At 72.9% G+C, this 21,364-nt stretch carries 21 protein-coding genes and 3 tRNA genes; 16 read left to right on the forward strand and 8 right to left on the reverse strand.

Translation table 11 applies throughout. The features are described 5' to 3' along the window. Positions 1 to 214: 214 nt before the first annotated feature. Positions 215 to 1,000 (forward strand): IclR family transcriptional regulator, encoded by a 786-nt coding sequence (locus tag BV907_RS10220; RefSeq protein WP_077489631.1) that lies wholly within the window; start codon positions 215 to 217, stop codon positions 998 to 1,000. A 317-nt stretch (positions 1,001 to 1,317) separates the two neighbouring features. Here BV907_RS10220 and BV907_RS10225 read toward each other — a convergent pair whose 3' ends face one another. After that, positions 1,318 to 1,731, reverse strand: coding sequence for a hypothetical protein (locus BV907_RS10225; protein WP_077489632.1), 414 nt, complete (start codon positions 1,729 to 1,731; stop codon positions 1,318 to 1,320). 255 nt (positions 1,732 to 1,986) lie between these two features. Here BV907_RS10225 and BV907_RS10230 point away from each other — a divergent pair, with 255 nt between their 5' ends. From BV907_RS10230 to BV907_RS10245, 4 genes are all read left to right on the forward strand, one after another. Next, positions 1,987 to 3,693 carry a urocanate hydratase gene (locus BV907_RS10230; protein WP_077489633.1) on the forward strand — a complete coding sequence of 569 codons (1,707 nt, stop codon included), beginning with the start codon at positions 1,987 to 1,989 and terminating at the stop codon, positions 3,691 to 3,693. Between the two features lie 12 nt (positions 3,694 to 3,705). Next, complete coding sequence (hutH, locus tag BV907_RS10235; protein WP_077489634.1) at positions 3,706 to 5,310, forward strand: histidine ammonia-lyase; 1,605 nt, start codon at positions 3,706 to 3,708, stop codon at positions 5,308 to 5,310. Positions 5,311 to 5,511: 201 nt separating this feature from the next. After that, entirely contained in the window at positions 5,512 to 5,745 is a 234-nt protein-coding gene (locus BV907_RS10240; protein ID WP_077489635.1) for a hypothetical protein, read from the forward strand. A 241-nt stretch (positions 5,746 to 5,986) separates the two neighbouring features. Further along, the gene (locus BV907_RS10245) at positions 5,987 to 6,565 is read left to right on the forward strand and encodes a hypothetical protein (RefSeq protein WP_077489636.1); all 579 of its coding nucleotides are present in this window, start codon (positions 5,987 to 5,989) and stop codon (positions 6,563 to 6,565) included. Between the two features lie 67 nt (positions 6,566 to 6,632). Here BV907_RS10245 and hutG read toward each other — a convergent pair whose 3' ends face one another. Both hutG and BV907_RS10255 read right to left on the reverse strand, forming a co-directional pair. Further along, complete coding sequence (hutG, locus tag BV907_RS10250) at positions 6,633 to 7,658, reverse strand: formimidoylglutamase (RefSeq protein WP_077489637.1); 1,026 nt, start codon at positions 7,656 to 7,658, stop codon at positions 6,633 to 6,635. A 97-nt stretch (positions 7,659 to 7,755) separates the two neighbouring features. Further along, entirely contained in the window at positions 7,756 to 9,189 is a 1,434-nt protein-coding gene (locus BV907_RS10255; RefSeq protein WP_077489638.1) for an NCS2 family permease, read from the reverse strand. A 108-nt stretch (positions 9,190 to 9,297) separates the two neighbouring features. Here BV907_RS10255 and BV907_RS10260 point away from each other — a divergent pair, with 108 nt between their 5' ends. Then, complete coding sequence (locus tag BV907_RS10260; protein WP_077489639.1) at positions 9,298 to 9,930, forward strand: copper resistance CopC family protein; 633 nt, start codon at positions 9,298 to 9,300, stop codon at positions 9,928 to 9,930. An 18-nt stretch (positions 9,931 to 9,948) separates the two neighbouring features. Here the strand turns inward: BV907_RS10260 and BV907_RS10265 are convergent, their stop codons facing one another. Beyond that, positions 9,949 to 10,623 (reverse strand): NAD(P)/FAD-dependent oxidoreductase, encoded by a 675-nt coding sequence (locus tag BV907_RS10265; RefSeq protein WP_077489640.1) that lies wholly within the window; start codon positions 10,621 to 10,623, stop codon positions 9,949 to 9,951. Positions 10,624 to 10,962: 339 nt separating this feature from the next. Between BV907_RS10265 and BV907_RS10270 the strand changes: the two genes are divergently transcribed. After that, positions 10,963 to 12,003 (forward strand): universal stress protein, encoded by a 1,041-nt coding sequence (locus BV907_RS10270; protein WP_077489641.1) that lies wholly within the window; start codon positions 10,963 to 10,965, stop codon positions 12,001 to 12,003. Positions 12,004 to 12,027: 24 nt separating this feature from the next. Here the strand turns inward: BV907_RS10270 and BV907_RS10275 are convergent, their stop codons facing one another. Beyond that, positions 12,028 to 12,981, reverse strand: a complete 954-nt coding sequence (locus BV907_RS10275) for a cation diffusion facilitator family transporter (protein ID WP_077489642.1) — start codon at positions 12,979 to 12,981, stop codon at positions 12,028 to 12,030. 1 nt (position 12,982) lies between these two features. Beyond that, on the reverse strand, positions 12,983 to 13,357 hold the full coding sequence (locus tag BV907_RS10280; protein ID WP_245827902.1) for a metallopeptidase family protein: 375 nt from the start codon (positions 13,355 to 13,357) through the stop codon (positions 12,983 to 12,985). Positions 13,358 to 13,419: 62 nt separating this feature from the next. Between BV907_RS10280 and BV907_RS10285 the strand changes: the two genes are divergently transcribed. The 3 genes from BV907_RS10285 (at position 13,420) to BV907_RS10295 (ending at position 13,774) form a co-directional block, all read left to right on the forward strand. Further along, a tRNA-Glu gene (locus BV907_RS10285) sits at positions 13,420 to 13,492 on the forward strand. Between the two features lie 82 nt (positions 13,493 to 13,574). Next, positions 13,575 to 13,648, forward strand: a tRNA-Asp gene (locus tag BV907_RS10290). A 50-nt stretch (positions 13,649 to 13,698) separates the two neighbouring features. After that, positions 13,699 to 13,774, forward strand: a tRNA-Phe gene (locus tag BV907_RS10295). A 69-nt stretch (positions 13,775 to 13,843) separates the two neighbouring features. Here the strand turns inward: BV907_RS10295 and BV907_RS10300 are convergent. Continuing rightward, positions 13,844 to 16,147 (reverse strand): caspase family protein, encoded by a 2,304-nt coding sequence (locus BV907_RS10300; protein WP_077489643.1) that lies wholly within the window; start codon positions 16,145 to 16,147, stop codon positions 13,844 to 13,846. An 84-nt stretch (positions 16,148 to 16,231) separates the two neighbouring features. After that, positions 16,232 to 18,214 carry a CHAT domain-containing protein gene (locus BV907_RS10305; RefSeq protein WP_077489644.1) on the reverse strand — a complete coding sequence of 661 codons (1,983 nt, stop codon included), beginning with the start codon at positions 18,212 to 18,214 and terminating at the stop codon, positions 16,232 to 16,234. A gap of 305 nt (positions 18,215 to 18,519) precedes the next feature. Between BV907_RS10305 and BV907_RS10310 the strand changes: the two genes are divergently transcribed. The 6 genes from BV907_RS10310 (at position 18,520) to BV907_RS10335 (ending at position 21,295) form a co-directional block, all read left to right on the forward strand. Continuing rightward, the gene (locus BV907_RS10310; RefSeq protein WP_077489645.1) at positions 18,520 to 18,945 is read left to right on the forward strand and encodes an Asp23/Gls24 family envelope stress response protein; all 426 of its coding nucleotides are present in this window, start codon (positions 18,520 to 18,522) and stop codon (positions 18,943 to 18,945) included. Next, the gene (locus BV907_RS10315; RefSeq protein WP_077489646.1) at positions 18,942 to 19,133 is read left to right on the forward strand and encodes a hypothetical protein; all 192 of its coding nucleotides are present in this window, start codon (positions 18,942 to 18,944) and stop codon (positions 19,131 to 19,133) included. Before BV907_RS10310 ends, BV907_RS10315 begins: the two co-directional genes overlap by 4 nt. Before the next feature lie 77 nt (positions 19,134 to 19,210). Next, complete coding sequence (locus BV907_RS10320; protein WP_245827912.1) at positions 19,211 to 19,594, forward strand: hypothetical protein; 384 nt, start codon at positions 19,211 to 19,213, stop codon at positions 19,592 to 19,594. Then, the gene (locus tag BV907_RS10325) at positions 19,587 to 20,189 is read left to right on the forward strand and encodes a hypothetical protein (protein ID WP_139346712.1); all 603 of its coding nucleotides are present in this window, start codon (positions 19,587 to 19,589) and stop codon (positions 20,187 to 20,189) included. The genes BV907_RS10320 and BV907_RS10325 overlap by 8 nt, the downstream gene beginning before the upstream one ends. Continuing rightward, positions 20,186 to 20,830, forward strand: a complete 645-nt coding sequence (locus BV907_RS10330) for a hypothetical protein (RefSeq protein WP_077489647.1) — start codon at positions 20,186 to 20,188, stop codon at positions 20,828 to 20,830. The genes BV907_RS10325 and BV907_RS10330 overlap by 4 nt, the downstream gene beginning before the upstream one ends. A gap of 147 nt (positions 20,831 to 20,977) precedes the next feature. After that, positions 20,978 to 21,295 (forward strand): hypothetical protein, encoded by a 318-nt coding sequence (locus BV907_RS10335; RefSeq protein ID WP_077489648.1) that lies wholly within the window; start codon positions 20,978 to 20,980, stop codon positions 21,293 to 21,295. The last annotated feature ends 69 nt before the right edge of the window (positions 21,296 to 21,364 follow it).

Genomic DNA, 21,364 nt, shown 5'->3' on the forward strand with positions numbered 1-21,364 from the left:
GGGGTACCTCACGACTCTGGGAAGGATCCCTACCACCCTCCCGGACCGCCGAGGTCTGTGAGTGCTGTCACGGGGCGCGGCCGTCTCGGATCGCAGACATACGGTATGTCCGGTATCCCGGACTAGTTGCCGACGACGGCGGGTGCGCGCAGCCGTCGTTCGCGCGCACACTGGAGTTCGGTATTACAGACACGTCGACGCTGAGGTCCCCGCCATGCCCGAGCCCGCCCAGAAGTCCAAGGTCCCCGCGGCCGAGAGCACGCTGCGCATCCTGCGCCTGCTCGCGTCCCGGCGCGGCCCCCAACCGGCGTCGGCGATCGCGACCCAGCTCGGCCTCCCCCGCTCGACCGTGTACCACCTGCTCGCGGTCATGGAGCAGAACGGCTTCGTCCTGCACCTTGCCGAGGAGCAGCGCTACGGGCTCGGGATCGGGGCGTTCGAGCTCTCGAGCGCGTACTCGCGGCAGGAGCCCCTCTCGCGACTGGGCCGGCCCGTGCTCGCGGCGCTCGTCGACGCGATCGGGGAGAGCGCCCACCTCGCCGTCCTGCACGGGCGCGACGTCCTGTACATCGTCGAGGAGCGCGCGAAGAACCGGCCCTCGCTCGTGACCGACGTCGGCGTCCGGCTGCCGAGCCACCTCACCGCGAGCGGCCGCGCGATCCTCGCCGCCCTGCCGAAGTCCCAGGTGCGCGCGCTCTACCCGAACGCCGCGGCGTTCTCGTCCCGCACGGAGGAGGGCGAGCAGATCCGCTCGTACGCGGCCCTCCAGTCCGAGCTCGACCAGGTCCGCCAGCGCGGCTACTCGACCGAGGAGGGCGAGGTCACTTCGGGGCTCTCGTCCGTTGCCTCCGCCGTGCTGGACCACACGGGATGGCCGACGGCGGCGGTCGCCGTGACCTACCAGGCCGAGCGCATGCCGGCCGGGGAGCGCGAGGACCTGGCGAAGCGCGTCCACCGCGTGGCGGGAGAGCTCTCGGCAAGGATCTACGGCCGCGGCTGACCAACCCCGATCGTTGAGGGGTCACCTCCCAACGTTGCGGGGTCAGCTCCCTGCGATGCGAAGTCACATCCCTACGATGCGAGGTCACCCTCCTGGGAGAGCCCCTTCGCGAAGCACACGCTCGCTTTGAGTTCGCCGGCGTCTGCCCCAGCCTGCGACGGCGACACGAGTGCGAATGCGCGCAAGGCGGTGCCGAGTGCCAGAAGCTCTTCGGTCTTGGGCTGGCCCGACGGGAGGTGACCTCGCAACGCTGGGAGGTGACCTCGCAACGCTGGGAGGTGACCTCGCAACGCTGGGAGGTGACCCCGCAACGGCGGCTAGAGGTGGTTCCAGAAGAACAGCCCGTAGGCGTGGACCGTCGCCGCGGCCGCGCCCGCGGAGAGTCCAATCCCGGCGAGCGTGAGCCCGAGCGACCACCGCAGGAACAGCGAGGAGATTCCGCACGCCAGCCCGCCGACGGCCGCCCCGGCGCAGACCCACGCGGCGTACATCGCGTTCCACTGGATCAGGATCCACGGGCCAAGCTCGGCCTCCGCGCGCGGGCCGTACCAGCCGAGGCCCGAGCTGAGATACCACGAGATCGCCAGGGCACCGGCGAGGGCCGACGCCCCGCACACGGCCGAGGCCGCCCCGAGGATGTGCCGGCCCCGCGGGTTGCGGGAGCGCGCGGCCCGGCCCCATGCGCCCTCGAGCAGGAGCCGGCGCCATGCCCCCGGATCGGACCAGTCCATGTCCCCCCTCACGCCTCGGCACCGAGCGCCCGCTCTCCAGTGAACCACGCCCCCGCCCGCGGGTCACCGGGCGGGGGCGCACGACGGCGAGTGCCCGCCGTCGTGCGCCGGGCGCCAGCCGCCCGGCGTGTCTGTCATTCCAGACCAGACCCTCTCGAAATCCCTGTTCGCGGGGCTCCCCGCGCGGTGTCATTGATGCAGAAGGCCCGTGCAGGGCCCGCCCCTCGACACCGAACCGCTGACGCAGGAGTCACGATGACCACCACCCCGAAGGCAGACTTCACCACCGGCGCCCGCCCGGTCCGCGCCCCGCGCGGGACGGAGCTCACGGCCAAGTCCTGGCAGACCGAGGCGCCGCTGCGCATGCTCATGAACAACCTCGACCCGGAGGTGGCCGAGCACCCGGACAGCCTCGTCGTCTACGGCGGCACGGGCCGCGCGGCGCGCTCGTGGAAGGCGTTCGACGCGATCGTCGAGACCCTGCGCGAGATGGACGACGACGAGACCCTCCTCGTCCAGTCCGGCAAGCCGGTCGGCGTCTTCCGCACCAACACGTGGGCCCCGCGCGTGCTCATCGCGAACTCGAACCTCGTGGGCGACTGGGCGACCTGGCCCGAGTTCCGCCGCCTCGAGGCCGAGGGCCTCATGATGTACGGCCAGATGACCGCCGGTTCGTGGATCTACATCGGCACCCAGGGCATCCTCCAGGGCACCTACGAGACCTTCGCGGCGGTCGCGGCCAAGCGCTTCAACGGCTCGCTCCAGGGCACCCTGACCCTCACGGGCGGCTGCGGCGGCATGGGCGGGGCCCAGCCGCTGGCCGTGACCCTCAATGGCGGCGCCGTGCTCATCGTCGACGTCGACGAGACCCGCCTCCGCCGGCGCGCCGGCAAGCGCTACCTCGACGAGGTCGAGACCGACCTCGACGCCGCCCTGGCCAAGGTCACCGCCGCCAAGGCCGAGGGCCGCGCCCTCTCGGTCGGGTACGTCGGCAACGCCGCAGAGGTGTTCCCCGAGGTCCTGCGCCGCCACAAGGCAGGCGAGCTCACCGTGGACATCGTCACGGACCAGACCTCCGCGCACGACCCGCTCTCGTACCTGCCCACCGAGTACTCGGTCGAGCAGTGGCACCACGAGGCCGAGGCGGACCCGGAGGGCTTCACGAAGAAGGCGCAGAACTCGATGGCCCGCCACGTCCAGGCCATGGTCGAGTTCCAGGACACCGGCGCCGAGGTCTTCGACTACGGCAACTCGATCCGCGACGAGGCCCGCAAGGGCGGCTACGAGCGCGCCTTCGAGTTCCCGGGCTTCGTCCCGGCCTACATCCGCCCGCTCTTCTGCGAGGGCCTCGGCCCGTTCCGCTGGGTCGCCCTGTCCGGGGACCCGGAGGACATCCGCGTCACCGATGAGGCGATCAAGGAGCTCTTCCCGGAGAACGAGCACCTGCACCGCTGGATCGACGCCGCAGGCGAGTTCGTCGAGTTCGAGGGCCTCCCGGCCCGCATCTGCTGGCTCGGCTACGGCGAGCGCCACCAGGCCGGCCTGCTCTTCAACAGGCTCGTCGCCGAGGGCAAGGTCAAGGCCCCGATCGTGATCGGCCGCGACCACCTCGACTCCGGCTCCGTGGCCTCCCCCTACCGCGAGACCGAGGCCATGAAGGACGGCTCCGACGCGATCGCCGACTGGCCCCTCCTGAACGCCCTCACCGCCGCGTCCTCCGGCGCGACCTGGGTCTCGATCCACCACGGCGGCGGCGTCGGCATCGGCCGCTCGATCCACGCCGGCCAGGTCTCCGTCGCCGACGGCACCGAGCTCGCCGCCGCGAAGCTCACCGCCCTGCTGACCAACGACCCCGGCATGGGCGTGATCCGCCACGCCGACGCCGGCTACGAGCGCGCCACCGAGGTCGCCGCCGAGCGCGGCGTCAAGATCCCGATGTCTGAGACGCGCGAAGCCAAGTAAGGAACCCCTGACATGACCCTCACCGCATCCCCCGAGACCCACCTCCCCTCCGAGGTCACGCTCTCGACCCACGGCCTCACGCCGGACGACGTCGTCGCCGTCGCCCGCCACGGCGCACGGGTGAGCATTGCGCCCGAGGCGCTCGACGCCGTCGCCCGCGTCCGCGCCCACGTCGAGAAGCTCGCCGCGTCCGAGACGCCCGCCTACGGCATCTCGACCGGCTTCGGCGCCCTCGCGACCCTGCACATCCCGCAGGAGAAGCGCACGCAGCTGCAGAAGTCCCTCATCCGCTCGCACGCGGCCGGCATGGGCCCCGCGGTCGAGCGCGAGGTGGTCCGCGCGCTCATGCTCCTGCGCGCCAAGACCCTCGCCTCGGGCCGGACGGGCGTGCGCCCTGTGGTCCTCGAGGCGTTCGTCAAGCTGCTCAACGCCGGCATCACGCCGGTCGTGCGCGAGTTCGGCTCGCTCGGCTGCTCGGGCGACCTCGCGCCGCTGAGCCACATCGCGCTCGTCCTCATGGGCGAGGGCGAGGCTGTGGGCCCCGAGGGGGAGCAGTTCGGCGGCGCCGGTCAGCGTCCGACGGCGGAGCTGCTCGCCGAGGCGGGCATCGCGCCGGTCACCTTGGCGGAGAAGGAGGGCCTCGCGCTCATCAACGGCACCGAGGGCATGCTCGGCATGCTCCTCCTGGCCCTGCACGACCTTGGCCAGCTCGTGAAGACGGCGGACGTCACGGCGGCCCTCTCGGTCGAGGGCCTGCTCGGGACGGACCAGGTCTTCCTGCCCGAGCTGCACACGCCGCTGCGCCCGCATCCGGGCCAGGCGGATGCGGCCGCGAACATGCTCGCCGTCCTGCGCGATTCGGCGATCGTGGCCTCGCACAAGGAGGGCGACTCGCGCGTCCAGGACGCCTACTCGCTGCGCTGTGCGCCGCAGGTCTCCGGCGCCGTCCGGGACACGATCGCGCACGCCGCGACCGTGGCCCAGCGGGAGCTCGAGGCCGCGATCGACAATCCCGTCGTGCTGCCGGACGGCCGCGTAAGCTCGAACGGCAACTTCCACGGGGCCCCGGTCGCGTATGTCCTCGACTTCCTCGCGATCGCCGTCGCGGACCTCGCCTCGATCGCGGAGCGCCGCACGGACCGCATGCTCGACCCAGCCCGCTCGCACGGCCTGCCCGCGTTCCTCGCGGACGATCCGGGCGTCGACTCGGGCCTCATGATCGCCCAGTACACGCAGGCGGGCCTCGTCTCGGACTGCAAGCGCCTCGCGGTGCCCGCCTCTGTGGACTCGATCCCGAGCTCGGCGATGCAGGAGGACCACGTCTCGATGGGCTGGCACGCGGCGCGCAAGCTCCGCAAGGCCGTCGAGAACCTGCGCCGCGTCCTCGCGATCGAGCTCGTCGCGGCGGCCCGCGCGATCGACATCCGCACGGCGATGTCCGACGGCGCGCTGGTCCCCGGCCCGGGCGGCGCCGCGGCCCTCGAGGTGCTCCGCCGGACGGTCCAGGGGCCGGGCGCCGACCGGTTCATGTCGCCCGAGCTCGAAGAGGCGGACCGCGTCCTCGCCTCGGGAGAGCTCCTCGAAGCCGTGGACGCCGCCGTCGGCGGCCTTCGCTGACAGAGTGTCAGTAAGCCGTTGGGCTAATGCATAGCGGTTTCTGACATTCCTCGTCAGGGTCCACATAGCAGAGCCCTCGAGGACACGATAGAAAGGGAGGGTCGCTATGACAAATCCCACAGTCGGGGTTCGTCGGGCGGCGCAGCGGTCAACACCAAGTCCAGAACAGCACGCAGACACCACAAAGGAGTGAACGTCTACATGAAGGCACGAGGAGCAGTTCTCACCAGACGCGAGGCACACCAGGCGCCGGTGGAGAACTGGGGGGTGCTCAGGGCCGGGGACGCGGTCGAGATCGTGCGGCACGCGCAGGTCATCGCGACCGGGGAGGTCGAGGAGGTCTCGCTGAGCGGGAACGTCCTCTGGATCGTCCCCACGGGGCATGAGCGCCAGCTCTTCCTCAAGTCCGAGGGCGTGCTCGTCCGCCGGGCCTGACAAGACTCCGCCGGTCCCGCCACAGCGGGCCACCGGCGGCCCAGCGTCTGCAGGACGCTCGCAACCGGGAGGGGGTCCGCACCGAACAGGTGCGGACCCCCTCGCCGTTTCTCCTGTGGTTCACAGGCCGTCGACAGGTCCCGGAAGGTACGCCCCTAACCTCCGCCTCGATCCTGAGTCTGTACCGCCCGCCGACCGGCTGCCGCAGCAGCCGGCGGGCCAGCAGAACCGAGGAGAAGACATGATCGAGAAGAAGAAGATCGCCCTGGGCGCGGCCGCCGCGCTCCTGACGCTCGGCGCGGGCCTCGGCGTCGCCACCGCGGCGTCGGCCGCCACGGCGCCCACGCCCACGCCGTCGGCCAGCGCGAGCGCGGACGGCACGGCAACGGACGGCGCGACGCCGGACGGCGCGGGCAAGGGCTGGCGGGGGCACCGCGGCGTCGGCGCGGACGCCGCCGAGCTCGCCTCCAAGCTCGGCGTCGACGAGGCCACGGTGACCGAGGCTCTCGAGGCCTTCCGCGACGCCAACAAGCCGACGGACACCGGCGCGACCCGCGAGCGACCGGACCGGGAGGCGAGGGAGTCCGCGTTCGCGGCGTCCCTCGCCCAGTCGCTCGGCCTCGACCAGACGACGGTCCAGAGGGCCCTCGACGAGATCCAGGCGGAGCGCAAGGCCGAACGCATCGCGGCCCTCAAGACCCGCCTCGACGACGCCGTTGCCGATGGCACGCTGACCCAGGCCGAGGCCGACGGAGCGGCCAAGGCCATCGAGAAGGGGGTGATCGGCGGCGGCCGGGGATGGCCGGCCGACCCATCCTGATCCACCTCAGGCAGCACAGAGCCGCCGGCGCACCATGCCGGCGGCCCTGTGCTGCCTGCAGCCCGCTCTAGCCCAGGATCGTGTCCACGAGCCGCGCCGCGACCCGCGCCGTCCGCCCGTCGATGTCGAGGGCGGGATTGAGCTCGGCGAGGTCCGCGTGCAGCAGCTTGCCGCTCGCGGCCACGCGGCGCACGACGGCGACGATCGCCTCGAGCGGGACACCGAGGGCCGCGGGGGCGGAGACCCCGGGGGCGACGGCGGCCGGGAGGACGTCGAGGTCGATCGTGAGGTAGACGGCGTCGACCCCCGCGAGGAAGTCCTCGACAAAGGACTCCGCCGTCTCGCGGGTCGTGTACTCGTCGAGGAGGTACCGGACACCGAGCTCGTCGGCCCGCTCGAACAGGGCGCGGGTGTTGCCGGGCCGCGAGATGCCCACGACGGCGTAGTCGAGCGTGCGCCCCTCGGCGGCCTCGGCGCGGGCCATCTGCAGGAACGGGGTGCCCGAGCTGGGCCGCTCCTCGTCCCGCAGGTCGAAGTGCGCGTCGAGGTTGAGCACCCCGAGCCGCGCCCCGTCCGTGCGCCGAGAGCCTGCCACGCCGAGGTAGCTCGCGAACGCCGTCTCGTGCCCGCCGCCGAGCCCGACCGTGAGCGCGCCCGCATCGAGCAGCGACGCGACGAGCCCGCCGAACCGCTCCTGCCCCTCCTCGAGCGGACCGGTCCCGCCGTCGAGGCTCAGCGGCACCGCGACGTCGCCGGCGTCGAACACCTCGCGGCCGAGGTGGAAGGCGAGCGGGCCCAGCGCCGAGCGGATCGCCGCGGGCCCGGAGGAGGCGCCGATGCGGCCCTTGTTGCGCCGCACGCCCTCGTCGGAGGCGAAGCCCACGAGCACGGCGGGGGCGCGCGGCACCGCGGCGGCGCGCCCGCCGTCCTGCGCCGCATCAGCCCGAGCCGCCGCCTCGGCCAGGGCGCCCGGCGTGTGCTCGCGGACGGCCTGCCACCAGCGCCGGTGCTCGGGGGAGTCGCCGTCGTGCCGGCCGGTCCAGGAAGTGAACGGGATCTGAGAGACGTCAGGGATGCGCGGGCCAGTGCTCATGATCCCAGCACACCGCATCCGGCCGGGGCCGCGGAAGGCCTCAGGACAGCGGCGGTCCGGAATCCCGGACGCGCGTGGGGAGCCCGCGGGCTCCCGCCTACAGCCCGAGCAGCTTCTCGACGGGGCCGATGCCGAAGAAGAGCAGGAACGCCGCCGCGACGGCCCACATGATCGGGTGCACCTCGCGGGCCCGGCCCTGGAAGCTGCGCACGAGGACGTACGAGACGAAGCCGGCGCCGAGGCCGTTGGCGATCGAGTACGTGAACGGCATGAGGCCGATCGTGAGGAAGGCCGGGATGGCGATCCCGAGGTCCTTCCAGTCGATCCGGGCCACCTGCTGGAACATGAGGAAGCCGACGACGACGAGAGCCGGCGCGACCGCCTCGAACGGCACGAGGTTGATGAGCGGGGTCAGGAACATCGCGAGCAGAAGCAGGACGCCGGTCACGACGGACGCGAGGCCCGTGCGGGCGCCCTCGCCGATGCCCGCCCCGGACTCGACGAAGATCTGGTTGGACGAGATCGACGAGCCGCCGCCGGCGACCGCGCCGAACGCATCCACGAGCAGCACCCGGTCCACGTTCGGGATCTGGCCGTCGGGGCGCATGCTCCCGGCCTCGCGGGCGAGGCCGACCATCGTGCCCATCGCGTCGAAGAAGATGCTGAGCAGGATCACGAACGCCATGATCGAGGCGCCGAGGACCCCGAGGTCGGTGAAGGCCCCGAGCGGGTCCGCCTGACCGATGAGGCTCAGGTCGACGGGGGCGACGGTCCCCAGGCCCGGCACGACGAGGGACCAGCCGGCCGGGTTGGGCTCCTGCCCCGGAGCGACGGACGGGCCGATGCGGAACACGAGCTCGAGGACGTTCGCGAGCACGGTCGCGGCCAGGATGCCGATGAGCAGGGCGCCGGGGACGCGGCGGACGACGAGGGCGACCGTCAGCACGAGCCCGACGACGAACACGAGCGTGGGCCAGCCGAGGAGGCGCCCGCCGTCGCCCAAGCTGAGCGGCACGGTGGTGCCGGCGGCGTCAGGGATGCGGCGCACGAACCCGGCGTTGACGAGCCCGATGAGCGCGATGAAGATGCCGATGCCCACGACGATCGCCGTCTTGAGTCCCTCCGGCACGGCCCTGAAAACGGCTGTCCGGAAGCCCGTGAGCACGAGGACGAACATGACCGCGCCCGCGACGAGGACGAGGCCCATCATGTCCGGCCACGTCGCGCCGGGATGCGTCGCGACCGTGACGGCGACGAACGCGTTCACGCCGAGGCCCGTCGCGATCGCGAACGGGTGCTTGGCCCACAGGCCCATGATGATCGTCAGGAGGCCGGCCACGAGCGCGGTCGCCGCCGCGACCCGCGGGATCCCGAGCGTGTTGCCGGCGGAGTCAGCGCCGGCCAGGATGAGCGGGTTGAGGACCACGATGTAGCTCATCGCGAAGAACGTGGCGAGGCCGCCGCGGATCTCGCGGGGGACCGAGGAACCGCGTTCACTGATCATGAAGTAGCGGTCCAGTGCCGATGCCATGGGCTTTCTCCTGGGGCAGGTCGCGGGAGGAACGCGCGCGGCTGGGGCCGGGCGGGTCAATCCTACTGGCCAGTTGTTCTACGAGCCGTCGAAATCTAGGCTGATGTGATGCACATCCTCACGAGGCTCCGCTCCGTCCTGGCTGTCCCGGCCTCAGCCGCACTCGCGGCCGCGCTCGCGGGCGCTCTCGCTCTCTGTGCCCCGGCAGCCCCGGCGGCAGCCCATGACGCGCTCGAGGGCTCCGCCCCGGCGTCGGGCGAGGCGCTGCCGGCGGCGCCGTCGGAGATCCGGCTCGACTTCAACAACCGCCCGCTCGGGGTCGGCGTCGAGGTCAGGGTCACGGACGCGTCCGGGGCGACGTGGTCGGAGGGTTCGCCCGAGGTCGTGGACCGCAGCGTCCGCCAGCCGCTGCGCCCGGGCGCCCCCGCGGGCGGCTACACCGTCGTCTGGCGCGTGGTCAGCTCGGACTCGCACCCTATCGAGGGCACGTTCGGCTTCACGGTGGCCGAGGGAAGCACGACGCCGGTCGGGTCGCCCGCCGCGACAGCCTCGCCAGGCGTCTCGGGCCCGGCGATCCAGACCCCCGAGCCGGGGGCCACGGCCACGCCCGCGCCGACGCCCTCGGCCCCCTCGCAGGACATCCCGTGGCTCATCGTCGTCTTCGCGCTCGTCGCCGTCGCCCTGCTGGCGGCGCTCGGCTGGGGTGCCCGGAAGCGGCTGGGGGCGGGCGGGGACTCCTAGCAGGCCCCGCGCCGGGCTTCAGGCCGTCTGGAGCGTCTCGCCGTCCCTGCCCTCGGGCGCAAGGCCCCGCCCCTCCGGCGTGAGCCCCGCGATCCGCCCGGCCACCTCGGCCCCGACGGCCTTGGCCTGGCGCACGAGCTCCCGCGTGCTCGGCGCCTCGAGCTCGGCGACGCCGATGAGGTAGAGGCCGATCTCGGCGAGGGCCGCCATGAGGTTCTCGCCGAGGGAGTAGCCGAGGTCCGCCAGGAAGCGCCGCAGCTGGTTGTGGGCGCAGCGGGTGAGGACGACGGCGTCGGCGAACAGCACGCCGTCGTCCGTCCGGACCGCCCAGCGGACGGGAGCGCCGCCCTCCCCGGGCACAGCGGGCTCGGCCGGCTCGACCAGCGCGAGGTGGCGGGCGTGGACATGGTGGCGCACGTCGAGCGCATGGGTGACGGCGTACTTGCGCACGTGGCGGAGGACGTCGAGGTACTCCGCCGACTCGGCGCTCGAGAGGTCCGCGACCCGCAGTTGGCTCGTCGCAGTGCTGGGCGAGGCGCTCTCGAGGCCGCCGAGGGTCGTGGCCGGGACGCCGTGGCGGCAGAGCTCGGCGGCGACCGCGAGGCCCGAGAGCCCCGTGCCGATGACGACCGCGGCTGTCGACTCTCCGCCCTGGGCAGGTGCAGGCATGTCCTCGGAGCGCGGCGTCGGCACGAGCGTATCCCTCCCGGCGAAACGGACTGAACGTGGGCTGCTCGCGTCGCCCCCAGCGGCTTGCAGGTCACTGCTGCCGGCGCCCTCCACAGGCTGCAGAGGCGATGCGCGGCGGCAACGTGTTGAACCCTACAGAAAATCCTGCCCCATGGGTAGGCGACTCACGGGGCTCCGGAGACCCGCCCTGGCGCGGCCCACCCTGCCCCTCCCCACGGCCCCTCCGGAGGCCCCTCGAGAGCGGCTCGAGGCCCGGGAAACAGAGGGTTGACCCACCCGGGAAACGGTCCACCATGGAAGCTGAGGACCGTGTTAGGCTCGCACCGAGTTGAGGAGGCAGCCATGGCAGACCAGCTCCACCCGCAGGACGGCGCGGCCGGAAACGGCCCCGAGGAAGCGGACCTCCCCACCGGGATCGTGGTGGGTGTCGACGGCTCCGAACACGGCAACTGCGCCCTCAAATGGGCCGCGCGAGAGGCCGAGCGCCGCGGCACGTCCCTCCATGTCGTCACCGCATACAGCGTGCCGCTCTTCGCCGCCTCGGGCCTCGACGGCGGCTATGCGACCTTCGACGACACCGTCATCCGCGACGGAGCCGAGGCCGTGCTCAAAGAGGCCCTGGACGGCCTCGGACCGCTCGACGGCGTCGAGGTCACCTCGTCCGTCGAGTCCGGTGACGCCTCCGGCGTGCTCCTCGAGTTCTCCAAGTCCGCAGAGCTCCTCGTCTTCGGCACGCGGGGGCGCGGCGGCTTCGTGGGCCGCCTCCTGGGCTCGGTCTCGAGCGCCCTGCCCGCCCACGCGCATTGCACGACCGTCACCGTGCCCCTCCGCTACGCCGAGCGGATCGGCGAGAAGGTCGACGACCGGCACGTGCTCGCCGAGCAGGCCAAGGAGGGCCCGGCCGAGATCGAGCGCATCGTCGCCGTCGGCGTCGACGGCTCGGAGCAGGCCCGCGTCGCGGTGCTCGCGGCGGCCGAGGAGGCCATGCTTCTGGGCATGCCCCTGCGGATCGTGTGCGCCGTCCCGCAGTTCAGCGGGAGCCTCGCGTGGGTGCCCGCGCCGATCGACCGCGAGCAGCTCTTCCAGGACATCCGCGCCCAGCTCAAGGCCGGCACGGCGTGGCTCCAGAGCCACTTCCCCCGTCTCGAGGTCCAGACGAGCCTCCTGGACGGGCCGCCCGTCGACGTCCTCGTCGGCGTGAGCCGCACCGTCGAGCTCCTCGTGCTCGGCACGCGCGGCCGCGGCGGCTTCACCGGGATGCTCCTCGGTTCGACGACCGACGGCGTCCTGCACCACGCGAAGGGACCCATCATGGTCGTGCCGGACCGCGAGGACGCCCGGCTCGCCGACCGTTCCGCCTTCGGGCCGATGCTCGCGCCCTGAGTGCGCCTTGGCGGCCCGCCGACCTCAGGCGTGCTGGTCGGGCTCGTGGTCGCGGTGCGAGGCGGGCTCGAGCTGGAACGTGCAGTGCTCGGTGTCGAAGTGCTCGCCGAGGCACGTGCCCAGCCGGTCGAGGACTATGTCCATGCCCTCGGCGTCGAGCAGCCTGTCCTCGACCACGACGTGCGCCGAGAACACCGGCATGCCCGAGGTGATGGTCCAGGCGTGGATGTCGTGCACGTCCACGACGCCCGGCGCGGAGAGGATATGTTCGCGGATCTGCTCGATGCTCACCCCCTTCGGGGTCGCCTCGAGCAGGACGTCGACGACGTCGCGCAGGAGCGCCCACGCCCGGGGCACGATCAGGACGGCGATGAGCAGCGAGGCCACGGCGTCCGCCTGGACCCAGCCCGTCGCGACGATCACGATGCCCGCTGCGATGACGGCGAGGGAGCCCAGGAGGTCCCCGAGCACCTCGAGGTAGGCCCCCCGGACGTTGAGGCTCTCCCGGTGCGCGCCGTGCAGGATGAGCAGCCCGGCCAGGTTCGCGCCGGCGCCGAGCGCGGCGCCGGCGAGCATCGTCGTCGTCTGCACCTCGCTGCCCCCGCCGAGCCGCTGCACGGCCTCGATGCAGATGACGACGGCGACCACCATGAGCACGAGCGCGTTGGCGAGCGCAGCGAGCACCTCCGCGCGCATGAGGCCGAACGTGCGCTGGTCGGTGGCCGGCTGGGCGGCGATCCAGGCCGCCGTGAGCGCGATGCCGAGCCCGGCCGCGTCCGAGAACATGTGGCCCGCGTCCGCGAGCAACGCCAGCGAGCCGGAGAGGAACCCCGCCACGAGCTGCACGACGACGACGCTGAGCGTGATCCCGAGGACCACGAGCAGGCGGCGGCGGTGCCTCCCTGTGGCGGTCTGCGTGTTGCCGACGTGGCTGTGCGCGTGCCCGTGGGTGTGCTTGTGAGTGTGTCCGTGCCCCATGTCAGCCCCAGCCCAGCTCGTGGAGCCGCTCGTCGTCGATGCCGAAGTGGTGGGCGATCTCGTGGACCACGGTCACGAGGATCTCCTCGACGACCTCCTCGCGCGAGGAGCACATCTCGAGGATGGGCTCGCGGTAGACCATGATCCGGTCCGGGAGGGAGCCGGCGCCGTACCAGCTGTCGCGCTCGGTCAGCGGGGTGCCCTCATAGAGACCGAAGAGGACCGTGTCCGGGTCCTCGTGCGGGCCGGGGACGTAGCGGTCCTCGATGAAGACGGCGACATTGTCCATGTGGCGGGCGATCCGGTCGGGGATCTGGGCGAGGGCAGCGTCGACGGCCTCCTCGAACTCGTCCTCGTCCATCCACGCCGCGCCCATGCACCACACTCTAGCGATTTGTGTGGTACTGCCGGCCAGCCCTATAGTTTGAGGGTCCACTGGCCCCCATCGTCTAGTGGCCTAGGACACCGCCCTTTCACGGCGGCGACACGGGTTCGAATCCCGTTGGGGGTACTGGCAAGACCGATTTTGACCGGGCCTGAGGCTCTGGTAGGATTTTGGTCTTGTGAGCGGGGGAAGCCCCGGGAACAAGCAAGGCCCTGTAGCGCAGTTGGTTAGCGCGCCGCCCTGTCACGGCGGAGGTCGCGGGTTCAAGTCCCGTCAGGGTCGCTTCGGCGACATGGCTTACGGTCAGGTTGCCTTCGGTGAGCAGTCACCGAGGCTCTGTAGCTCAGTTGGTAGAGCGTTCGACTGAAAATCGAAAGGTCACCGGATCGACGCCGGTCGGAGCCACCAGCAGTGAAGGACCCCCGCAATGCGGGGGTCCTTCTGCGTTCCAGCGCCGACCATTCCAGAATCGATCCTTCACCCCTCGATCACGTCGGCGATCGCCCGCAGGAGCGCCGCGACTCTCGCCGAGCGGTGCCCCGCCGCCGCGGCCTCCCCGGTGAGGGCCAAGTCGAGGGCCGCCAGCTCGGCGTCGTCCGCCCTCATCCCCGCCGAGGTGGGGGCCTGGGCCGCCGAGGTGGGGGCCTGTACCGCCGAGGTGGGGGCCTGTGCCCCGGCGATGGCACCGAGGAAGGTGCGGGAATGCCACTCGTCCGAGGCATAGATGCCCGGGTGCTGGCGCTTGTCGAAGCCGTCGACCACGCGGGCGAGGAACTCCGCGTTCGTCACCGCCCCGGCGGCCTCCGCCAGGAGGGGAGCGGCCTTCGACGTGAAGTCGCCGTGGCCCGCCGTCTCGTACGCGAGCTCATCCGGGGCGCACGCGGCGAACTGCACCTCGCGCGCCGCGCGGTAGCGGTCCACGGAGGACGACGGCGACGCGCCCGCCGTCGTCAGCGTCACCGAAGCCCCGATCTCGGCGCCCAAGACCCCCATTTCGGTGGTGGGAGACCCCATTTCGGCGACCCGGGACCCCATTTCGGTGGTGGGAGACCCCATTTCGGCGGAGGCGGCACGCCCATGCCCCCGCCGGGCGCGGAACCGCTCGCGGTCCTCGTCGCCCAGGACGACGCGCCGCGGGAGGCTCTTGGCCGTCGTGAGGGCCTCGAGCTCCGCCGGAGACACGATCTCCCGCCGGGCGGTCCCGGAGTGGCACGAGTCGAAGAACAGCGTGAGCGAGACGTCCTCCGGGAGCACGTCCCAGATCCGGCCCAGGTCGTCGTCGATGATGAGCTCGCCCGAGCGGAAGTCGACCGGGCACAGCGCCTCGTCCTCCTGGTTCCGGCCCTGCCCGGTGGCGGCCTCGTCGCCGTCGAGGTCCGGCGCCGTCGTGCCATGGCCCGCGTACTGGACCACGAGCGTGTCCCCGGCCGTGCTCGTGGAGACGAGCTCGAGGATCTTGAGCAGGATCCCCTCGCGCGTGGCCTCGGCGTCCGTCAGGGAATGCACCGCGAAGCCCAGCTTCTCGAGCTCCGTGCCCCACGTCCCGGCGTCGGCGACGCAGCCGTTGAGCCGGTCGTCGGGCCGCTCATAGGCGTTGATGCCCACGCACAGGGCCTTCTTCGTGGCGTTGCCCGGCCACGTGTCGAGGCTGGCGGTGCGCGGCTGCGCGGGCCACAGCGCCTCGGCGCCGCGCGTCACCGGCATGGGCTGGATGTCCTTGCGGCCGAGGACCCGCCGCATGACGGATTCCATCGTGGCCGGATCATCGTCGAACGCCCCATGGCTCGACGCATCAGTGCTGCTGAACGGCCCCTGATCCGCGTGTGCCCACACGACCTCGGCCGAGGACTCCGAGCCGGGTTCGGCGAACCACTCGCGCAGCTCGGCGTCGGCCCGCACGGAGTCCTGCAGCCCCAGGATCGGATCTCCGACGCCGGGCTCGAATGCCGCCCGCACGAGGTAGAGCAGGCTCTTGCCGTAGACCCGGACGCAGTTGTCGGCGCGCTCGAGCTCGTCCGTCATCGTGAACATCGAGAGCTTGCCGATCCCGGCGTCGACCTCGCGCAGGAGTGTGGCCTTGAAGAGGTCGGTGCGCACCGCCGGTGCGAGCAGGCTCACCGTCTCGACCTTCCGCACGCCCGCCTTGAGCGCGACGGGGATGAAGTGCGAGTGGAAGATCGACCCGGCGCTGTGCCCCACGGCATGCACCGTGAGCGCGCCGGGGTTGTCGGTCATGAAGGTCCCGAGCTGGTCCGCGAAGAACGATGCCCCGCCCCCGTCGGCGCTCGCTGCCCGGGCGTACTCCTTCATCTGGCCCCACACGCGCTCGCCCTGGCCGAAGCGCGCGGCGAGTTCGACGATCCGATCCTTGATGTCCCCCGGCCCCCGACTCCCGCCGAGCCAGCCGGCGAGGACGTCCGCGAGCGAGCTCACGAGCCCGGTCTCCCAGACGAAGAACACGGGATAGATGCCATTTGCCGTCCACCACGGGATCCTGGCGGCGGCCGCGCGCAGCCCCGACGCTTCGGTGACGAGCCCGCCGTGGGCATTGACCAGGAGCGGGACAGGCCCCTTGCGTTCGGCGAGGAAGGCCGGCAGGTGGGTCGTGAAGATGGCTCGCACGTCGTCCGCCGTGCTCGAGTACTCGCCGTCCAGGGCCCCCGGCCCCTCGGACAGCAGGCCGCGGCGCAGGTTGATCACGTGGGGCTTGAGGGCGGCGAGCTCGTCGGCGGTGAGCCCGGAGCCCCGGGCCGCGCCCGGGTCGGTTTCAGGGGTGGTCATGACGGTCCTTTCGCGTGCTTCGTGGGCGGGTCAGGTGACTGGACGATGTCCCGGCGGGCGCGGCACGACGGCGGGCGGCGCGCCTCAGGGCGCGAACTCCACGGTCGCGAGGGGATGGGCGTAGGCGGTGTAGGCCAGCCACGAGGCGTCGCCCGCGGCGCGGGCGGCGAGGCGCGCGGCGCGCACGGCCGCGGCGACCGTCTCCCCGCCGCGCAGGGCGGAGTAGAAGGCCTCGGCGAACCCCAGGGCGGGGCGGTCGCCCACGCTCCACAGGCAGCCGATGAACGCGCCGGCGCCGCCCGCGAGGAATGCCGGCGCGAAGGCCTCGGCGCCCGTGCGGGGCGCCTCGGCGAGGCGGCACGCGTTGAGCACGACGACGGGCCCCGGCTCGCCCGCGGGATCGGGGGCCCGCCGAGGGAAGTCCGTCGCGAGCGACGCCGCCGGGTACGAGGCCGCCGCGGCCAGCAGGATCCGCTGGCCCTCGGCGTCGGAGGACCCATGCCCGCCGAAGTGCAGCAGGTCGAACCCCCGCGCCCCGAGGAGGGCGGAGAGCGAGCCGGCGTCGCCGGGCTCGAGGGGCGACGCGCCGAGGCCAGCGAGGAACTCGGCCTCGAGCGGGGTCTGCGCCAGCGCGAGCTCGCCGGTGTAGGCGGGGCAGAGGTAGCGGCTCCGAGCCGCGCGCACGCGCAGCCGGTGAGGATGCACGACGCCGTACACCCACCGTCCCAGCCCCGTCTCGCCGAGGAATCGGGCCGGTTCCCCGGGTCCGGCGACCTGGGCGAGCTCCCACGGGATGCGCGCTTCGCTGCTGAGGACAGCGAGCCCGCCGAGCCGGTCCCACGAGGCGTCGAGATCGGCGCGGAGCCGTTCGGGCAGGAGAGTCCGGGCCAGCTCGGCGCCGAGGCCGGCGAGCCGGGACTCGAAGTCCGTGGGCGACTGGCCCGCGCCCGCCCACCCCTCGCCGATCCGCGCGTAGAGCGCGTCGAGGAACTCGTCCTTGGGCACCGCGGGGGCGATCTCGTAGTGCGTGACGAGGTCGTCGCCGAGGGTGAGATCGAACTCGAGGCTCCAGCGGTCGCCGAACTGGTCCTCGTCCACGCGCAGCACCGGCAGGCCCGCGAGGCGAGGGTCGGGGGCGGAGGTGGCCGCCGTGGCCTCCGCCCGCTCGGGGATGTCCGGCGCGTCCTCGGCGACCGTCACCTCGAGCCGCACGACCGCGAGGGGCATGACCGAGGAACCCTGCTCGAGCACCACCTCGGCCTCGGCCGGCCCCGCCGTCCCGGCCACGACCTCGAACGTCCGGGCCACGACCTCGTCTTCACCAGGGAACGGGACCTCATGGCGGTCCCGCGTCCCGGGCACGACGCCGAGGTTCCGGCGCCGCAGCTTGATCCGCAACGGCAGCTCCGGGTTGCCGAGCAGGCTCCGGCTCGCGTGCGCCTCGTCCCCGACGGGTGCGAGCTCGGTGCGCGAGACGCGGACCGTCACGGACACCCGCTCGCCCGGCTTGAGGACCGAGGGCATGCCTGCAACGAGCCACGCGGGGACGTGCCGCGGCAGGGCAGCGTCCGGCGGAGCCATCGCCGGGGGCTGCGCCATCGCCGGGGGCGGCGCCATCGCGGGAGGCGGCGGAGGAACGGTGAGGGCCCCGCCGCCGGAGGTCTCCTCCCAGGGAGCCGCCTCGTACGGCTCGTCCGCGGCGGCGAGGGGCAGCGGGCCGACGGCGAGGAGCACGAGGCGCGTGCCGCCGTCGTCCGGCCCGAGCCACAGCTCGACGGCGACGGCGGCTCCGAGGCGCTCCACCGGGGCGATTTCGGGCGCCGCGCCGGGCCGCAGCACGACGACGGCAGTCTCCGGGCCGCCCTCGGGGAACCGGAGCGTGACGGCCACGCACCCCGGCAAGGCAGACGCGGGTGCGGTGAGCTCGTAGACGTCCAGTACTGCGAGAGGCGCGTCAGGGAACAGGTCGAAGACCTCGGGCGGGAGCGGCTCCGCGGGCAGGTGCTCGATCAGCCACCCGCCGCTGGCCGATGCCCCCGACGGAGCAGGCGCTGGGCCGGTCACCATTGATGCTTGTCCCCTTCGTCGGGCGGGAGCTCCCCAGCCAGCCTGACACCGAGAGTTGATGGCAAGCGTCATGCTGTCACAGGGTTACCCGGCGCGAAAGATCCTGTGCGGCGCGGAGGGGATGCGGGTTCGGGAGGCCGTACTAAGGTAGAGCGCGAGAGCCGCGGAAGGGCCCGCCTCCATGCGTGAGTGGGCCCGCTGCCGTGCACGAGGGCGCACGGCCGCGGCGCGGTCGGACGACGGCGACGGGAGACAGGGTGGTCCAGGTACCGGGCGCGGACGGCGGTGTGCCTGAGGGGGCCGCCATGCCCAGCAGCTCTGCCGAGCCGGAGCGTCCTCTCCTGTCGGTGGACGCGACGGGGCGCACCGTGATCCACGAGGCGGCCGTCGCGAAGGTCGCGGCCGCCGCCGCGCGCGAGGTCCGCGGCGTGCACTCCCTGGGGACGGCGCCGAGCAGGGCGCTCGGGGCGATCCGCGACGCCGTCGGGCAGCCGGACCACATCGCGGGCGTCCGCGCCGAGGTCGGGCAGACGCAGGCGGCCGTGGATGTGACGCTTGTGGCCTCCTACGGCGTCCCGCTCCAGCAGCTCGCCGACCAGGTCCGCGCCGCCGTGTATCGGGCGGTCGAGGAGCTCACGGGCCTGAAGGTCATCGAGGTCAACGTCGAGATAGCCGACGTGTTCATCGGCGAGGCGCGGCACGGCGGCAAGCCGGGAATCGAGGTCCAGTGAATCTGGTGGTCGTGGGCATGGCGGCGGGGGCGTTCCTCGCGTTCATGTCGTTCCAGTTCGGCATCGGGGGATTCCTCGGGGCCCTCGTGTTCATGGCGGCCGGCGCGATCCTCGGCCGCGTCGCCGAGGGCCGGCTCGACCTGCGCAGGGTGTGGGAGGCGCTGACGGGCCGGCGCTCGTCGTCGTGAACACGACCCCCGACGCCGTGCCCGAGCCCGCCACCCCCGAACCGCCCGGTCGGCCGCCCACCGCGGAACGCCCGCCGTTGGCCGGGCACAACCGGGTCAGCACCCAGGCCCTCACGTCGCTCGCCTGCGCGGCAGCGGCGGCCGAGCTCGGCGTCCAGCCGGCGGACGTGCGCGCCGAATGGGCGGACGACGCCGGCCTGCTCGCCCTGTCCCTCGTCTCGCCCATCGCGGTGCCCCCGCTCGCGTCGGTGACCTCCCCGGCGGACCTCGCGCCGTGGGGCGGCAGCGCGTGGGAGCGCGCGGCACGCGCGAAGGGCCGGGTCCTCGAGTCCGTGGCCTCCCTGAGCGGCGCCCTCATCAGCCGCGTGGACCTGCGCATCTCCGGTGTGCGCGTGGGCCCGAGCCTCAGGGCCGTGGATCATCGCCCCATCGTCCCGGGGGAAGGAGGCCTCCGTGCCTGAGCAGGACACGGACCGTCCCTCGTCACACGGCCTTGATGCCGCGGTGCGCCGGGAGACGACCGCCTCGCGGTCGTTCCTGGCCGGGCTCGTCGCCTTCGCCGTGATCGCCCTGTGCGCGTATGTCCTCCTCGAGTCGACGCTCCAGGCCCTCGGGCAGCCGGCCTGGCTCATCGATCCCGCGTCCGCGGCCCGCGCCGTCGCGGCGCTGCCGGAGGGCACGAACCGGGGCCTCCTGAGCCTCGTCGGGGCTGTCGTCGCCCTGGCCGGCCTCGTCCTCATCGTCCTCGCCCTCCGGCGGGGACGCCGCGGACGCCGCGCGCTCCCGGGCGGGCGGGTCGCCGTCGTGGTCGACGACGAGGTGCTCGCCTCCGCGCTTGCGGGCAGGGCCCGCGCCGCCGCCGTCGTCCGCCCCGAACAGGTCACCGTCGTCCTCTCCGAGCGGGAGGCCGTGGTCAACGTCCGGCCGACCTCCGGCATCCCGGTGCGCGCCGAGGACGTGCTCGCGGCCGTCGAGAACGAGCTTCTGCGGCTGCGCCCCGAGCCCTACCCGGTGCTGCGGGTGCGGATCGAGGGAACGGGGGTGGTCGGGGCATGAACAGCACGCCGCGGATGCTCAACCGTGTGCTCATCCTCCTGGCAGGGTTGGTCCTGCTAGCGGCGGGTGTCCTGGCCGTGCTGCTCGCGGCCGTCCCCTCCGTCACTGCGTGGTGGCGGGGCTGGGCGCCGCAGGCGGCGCTCGCGGCGGGGCGCGCCTTCGAGGGTGCCCGCGTCCCCGGCACGAGCCTGAGTTGGCTGTGGATCGCCGCTATGGTCCTCACGATCGTCCTCGCGCTCCTCATGGTGTGGTGGGTCGCGCAGCAGGGCCGCGGCCGCAGGGATCTCGTGGCTGCGACGGCGCCCGACGGCGGGGCGGGGCCCGGCGGCTCGTTGGCGGACGGGGAGGTGCCGGGGAGGGTGAGCATCGCGGCGAGCGCTGTCGAGCAGGCGCTGCGCTCGGGCCTGGCGGAGCGCAAGGACGTCCTGGGCACCTCTGTCGCCGCGGTCGACTTCGAGGGCAGCACGGCCCTGCGGGTGAAGGTCGTTGCGCGGCACGGTGCCGACCCCGGGGATCTCGCCGCCGAGGCCGAGCGCCTCGTGGCGAGCCTCGACAGTGTCATGGGTACTCGGACGCCCGTCCTCGTCCACATCGCGTCCGGCGCGAGGGCCCGGCTCAGCCGCGCCGAACGGGTCCACTGAACGTCCCCGCGGTACCTGCTCTCGCGCAGAACACGCCGCACGCCGTCGGCCTTGATTCGCCGGCGGGGGCCGACCTAGGTTGAATGCGTGGAGACGCATATTCGCCTCCACACGAGAGCCCACACCGGCCCCACACGAGGAGGAACGATGAGCGAGACCAACGGCACCGAGGGTGCGAAGCAGGGATTCGACGCCGCGGTGGACAAGGGCAAGGAGCTCGCGGGCGAGGCGGTCGAGAAGGGCAAGGAGTTCGCCGGCGAGGCCGTGGAGAAGGGCAGGGAATTCGCGGGCGAGGCTGCCGAGAAGGGCAAGGAGCTCGCGGAGGACGCCGTCGGGAACGTCAAGGAGTTCTTCTCGGGAGACGTCGGGCAGCACGCGAAGGACCTTGCGGGCGACGTCGGGCAGCACGCGAAGGACCTCGGCTCGAAGATCGCCGGGATCTTCAAGGGCGACAAGGCCGGGTAGACCCGGATTCAGCCGGCCGCAGGCCGCACACACTCCACCAGCGGGGCGCCGTCGACGACGGCGCCCCGC

This window comes from Sinomonas mesophila, assembly GCF_001999765.1.
GTDB lineage: Bacteria > Actinomycetota > Actinomycetes > Actinomycetales > Micrococcaceae > Sinomonas > Sinomonas mesophila.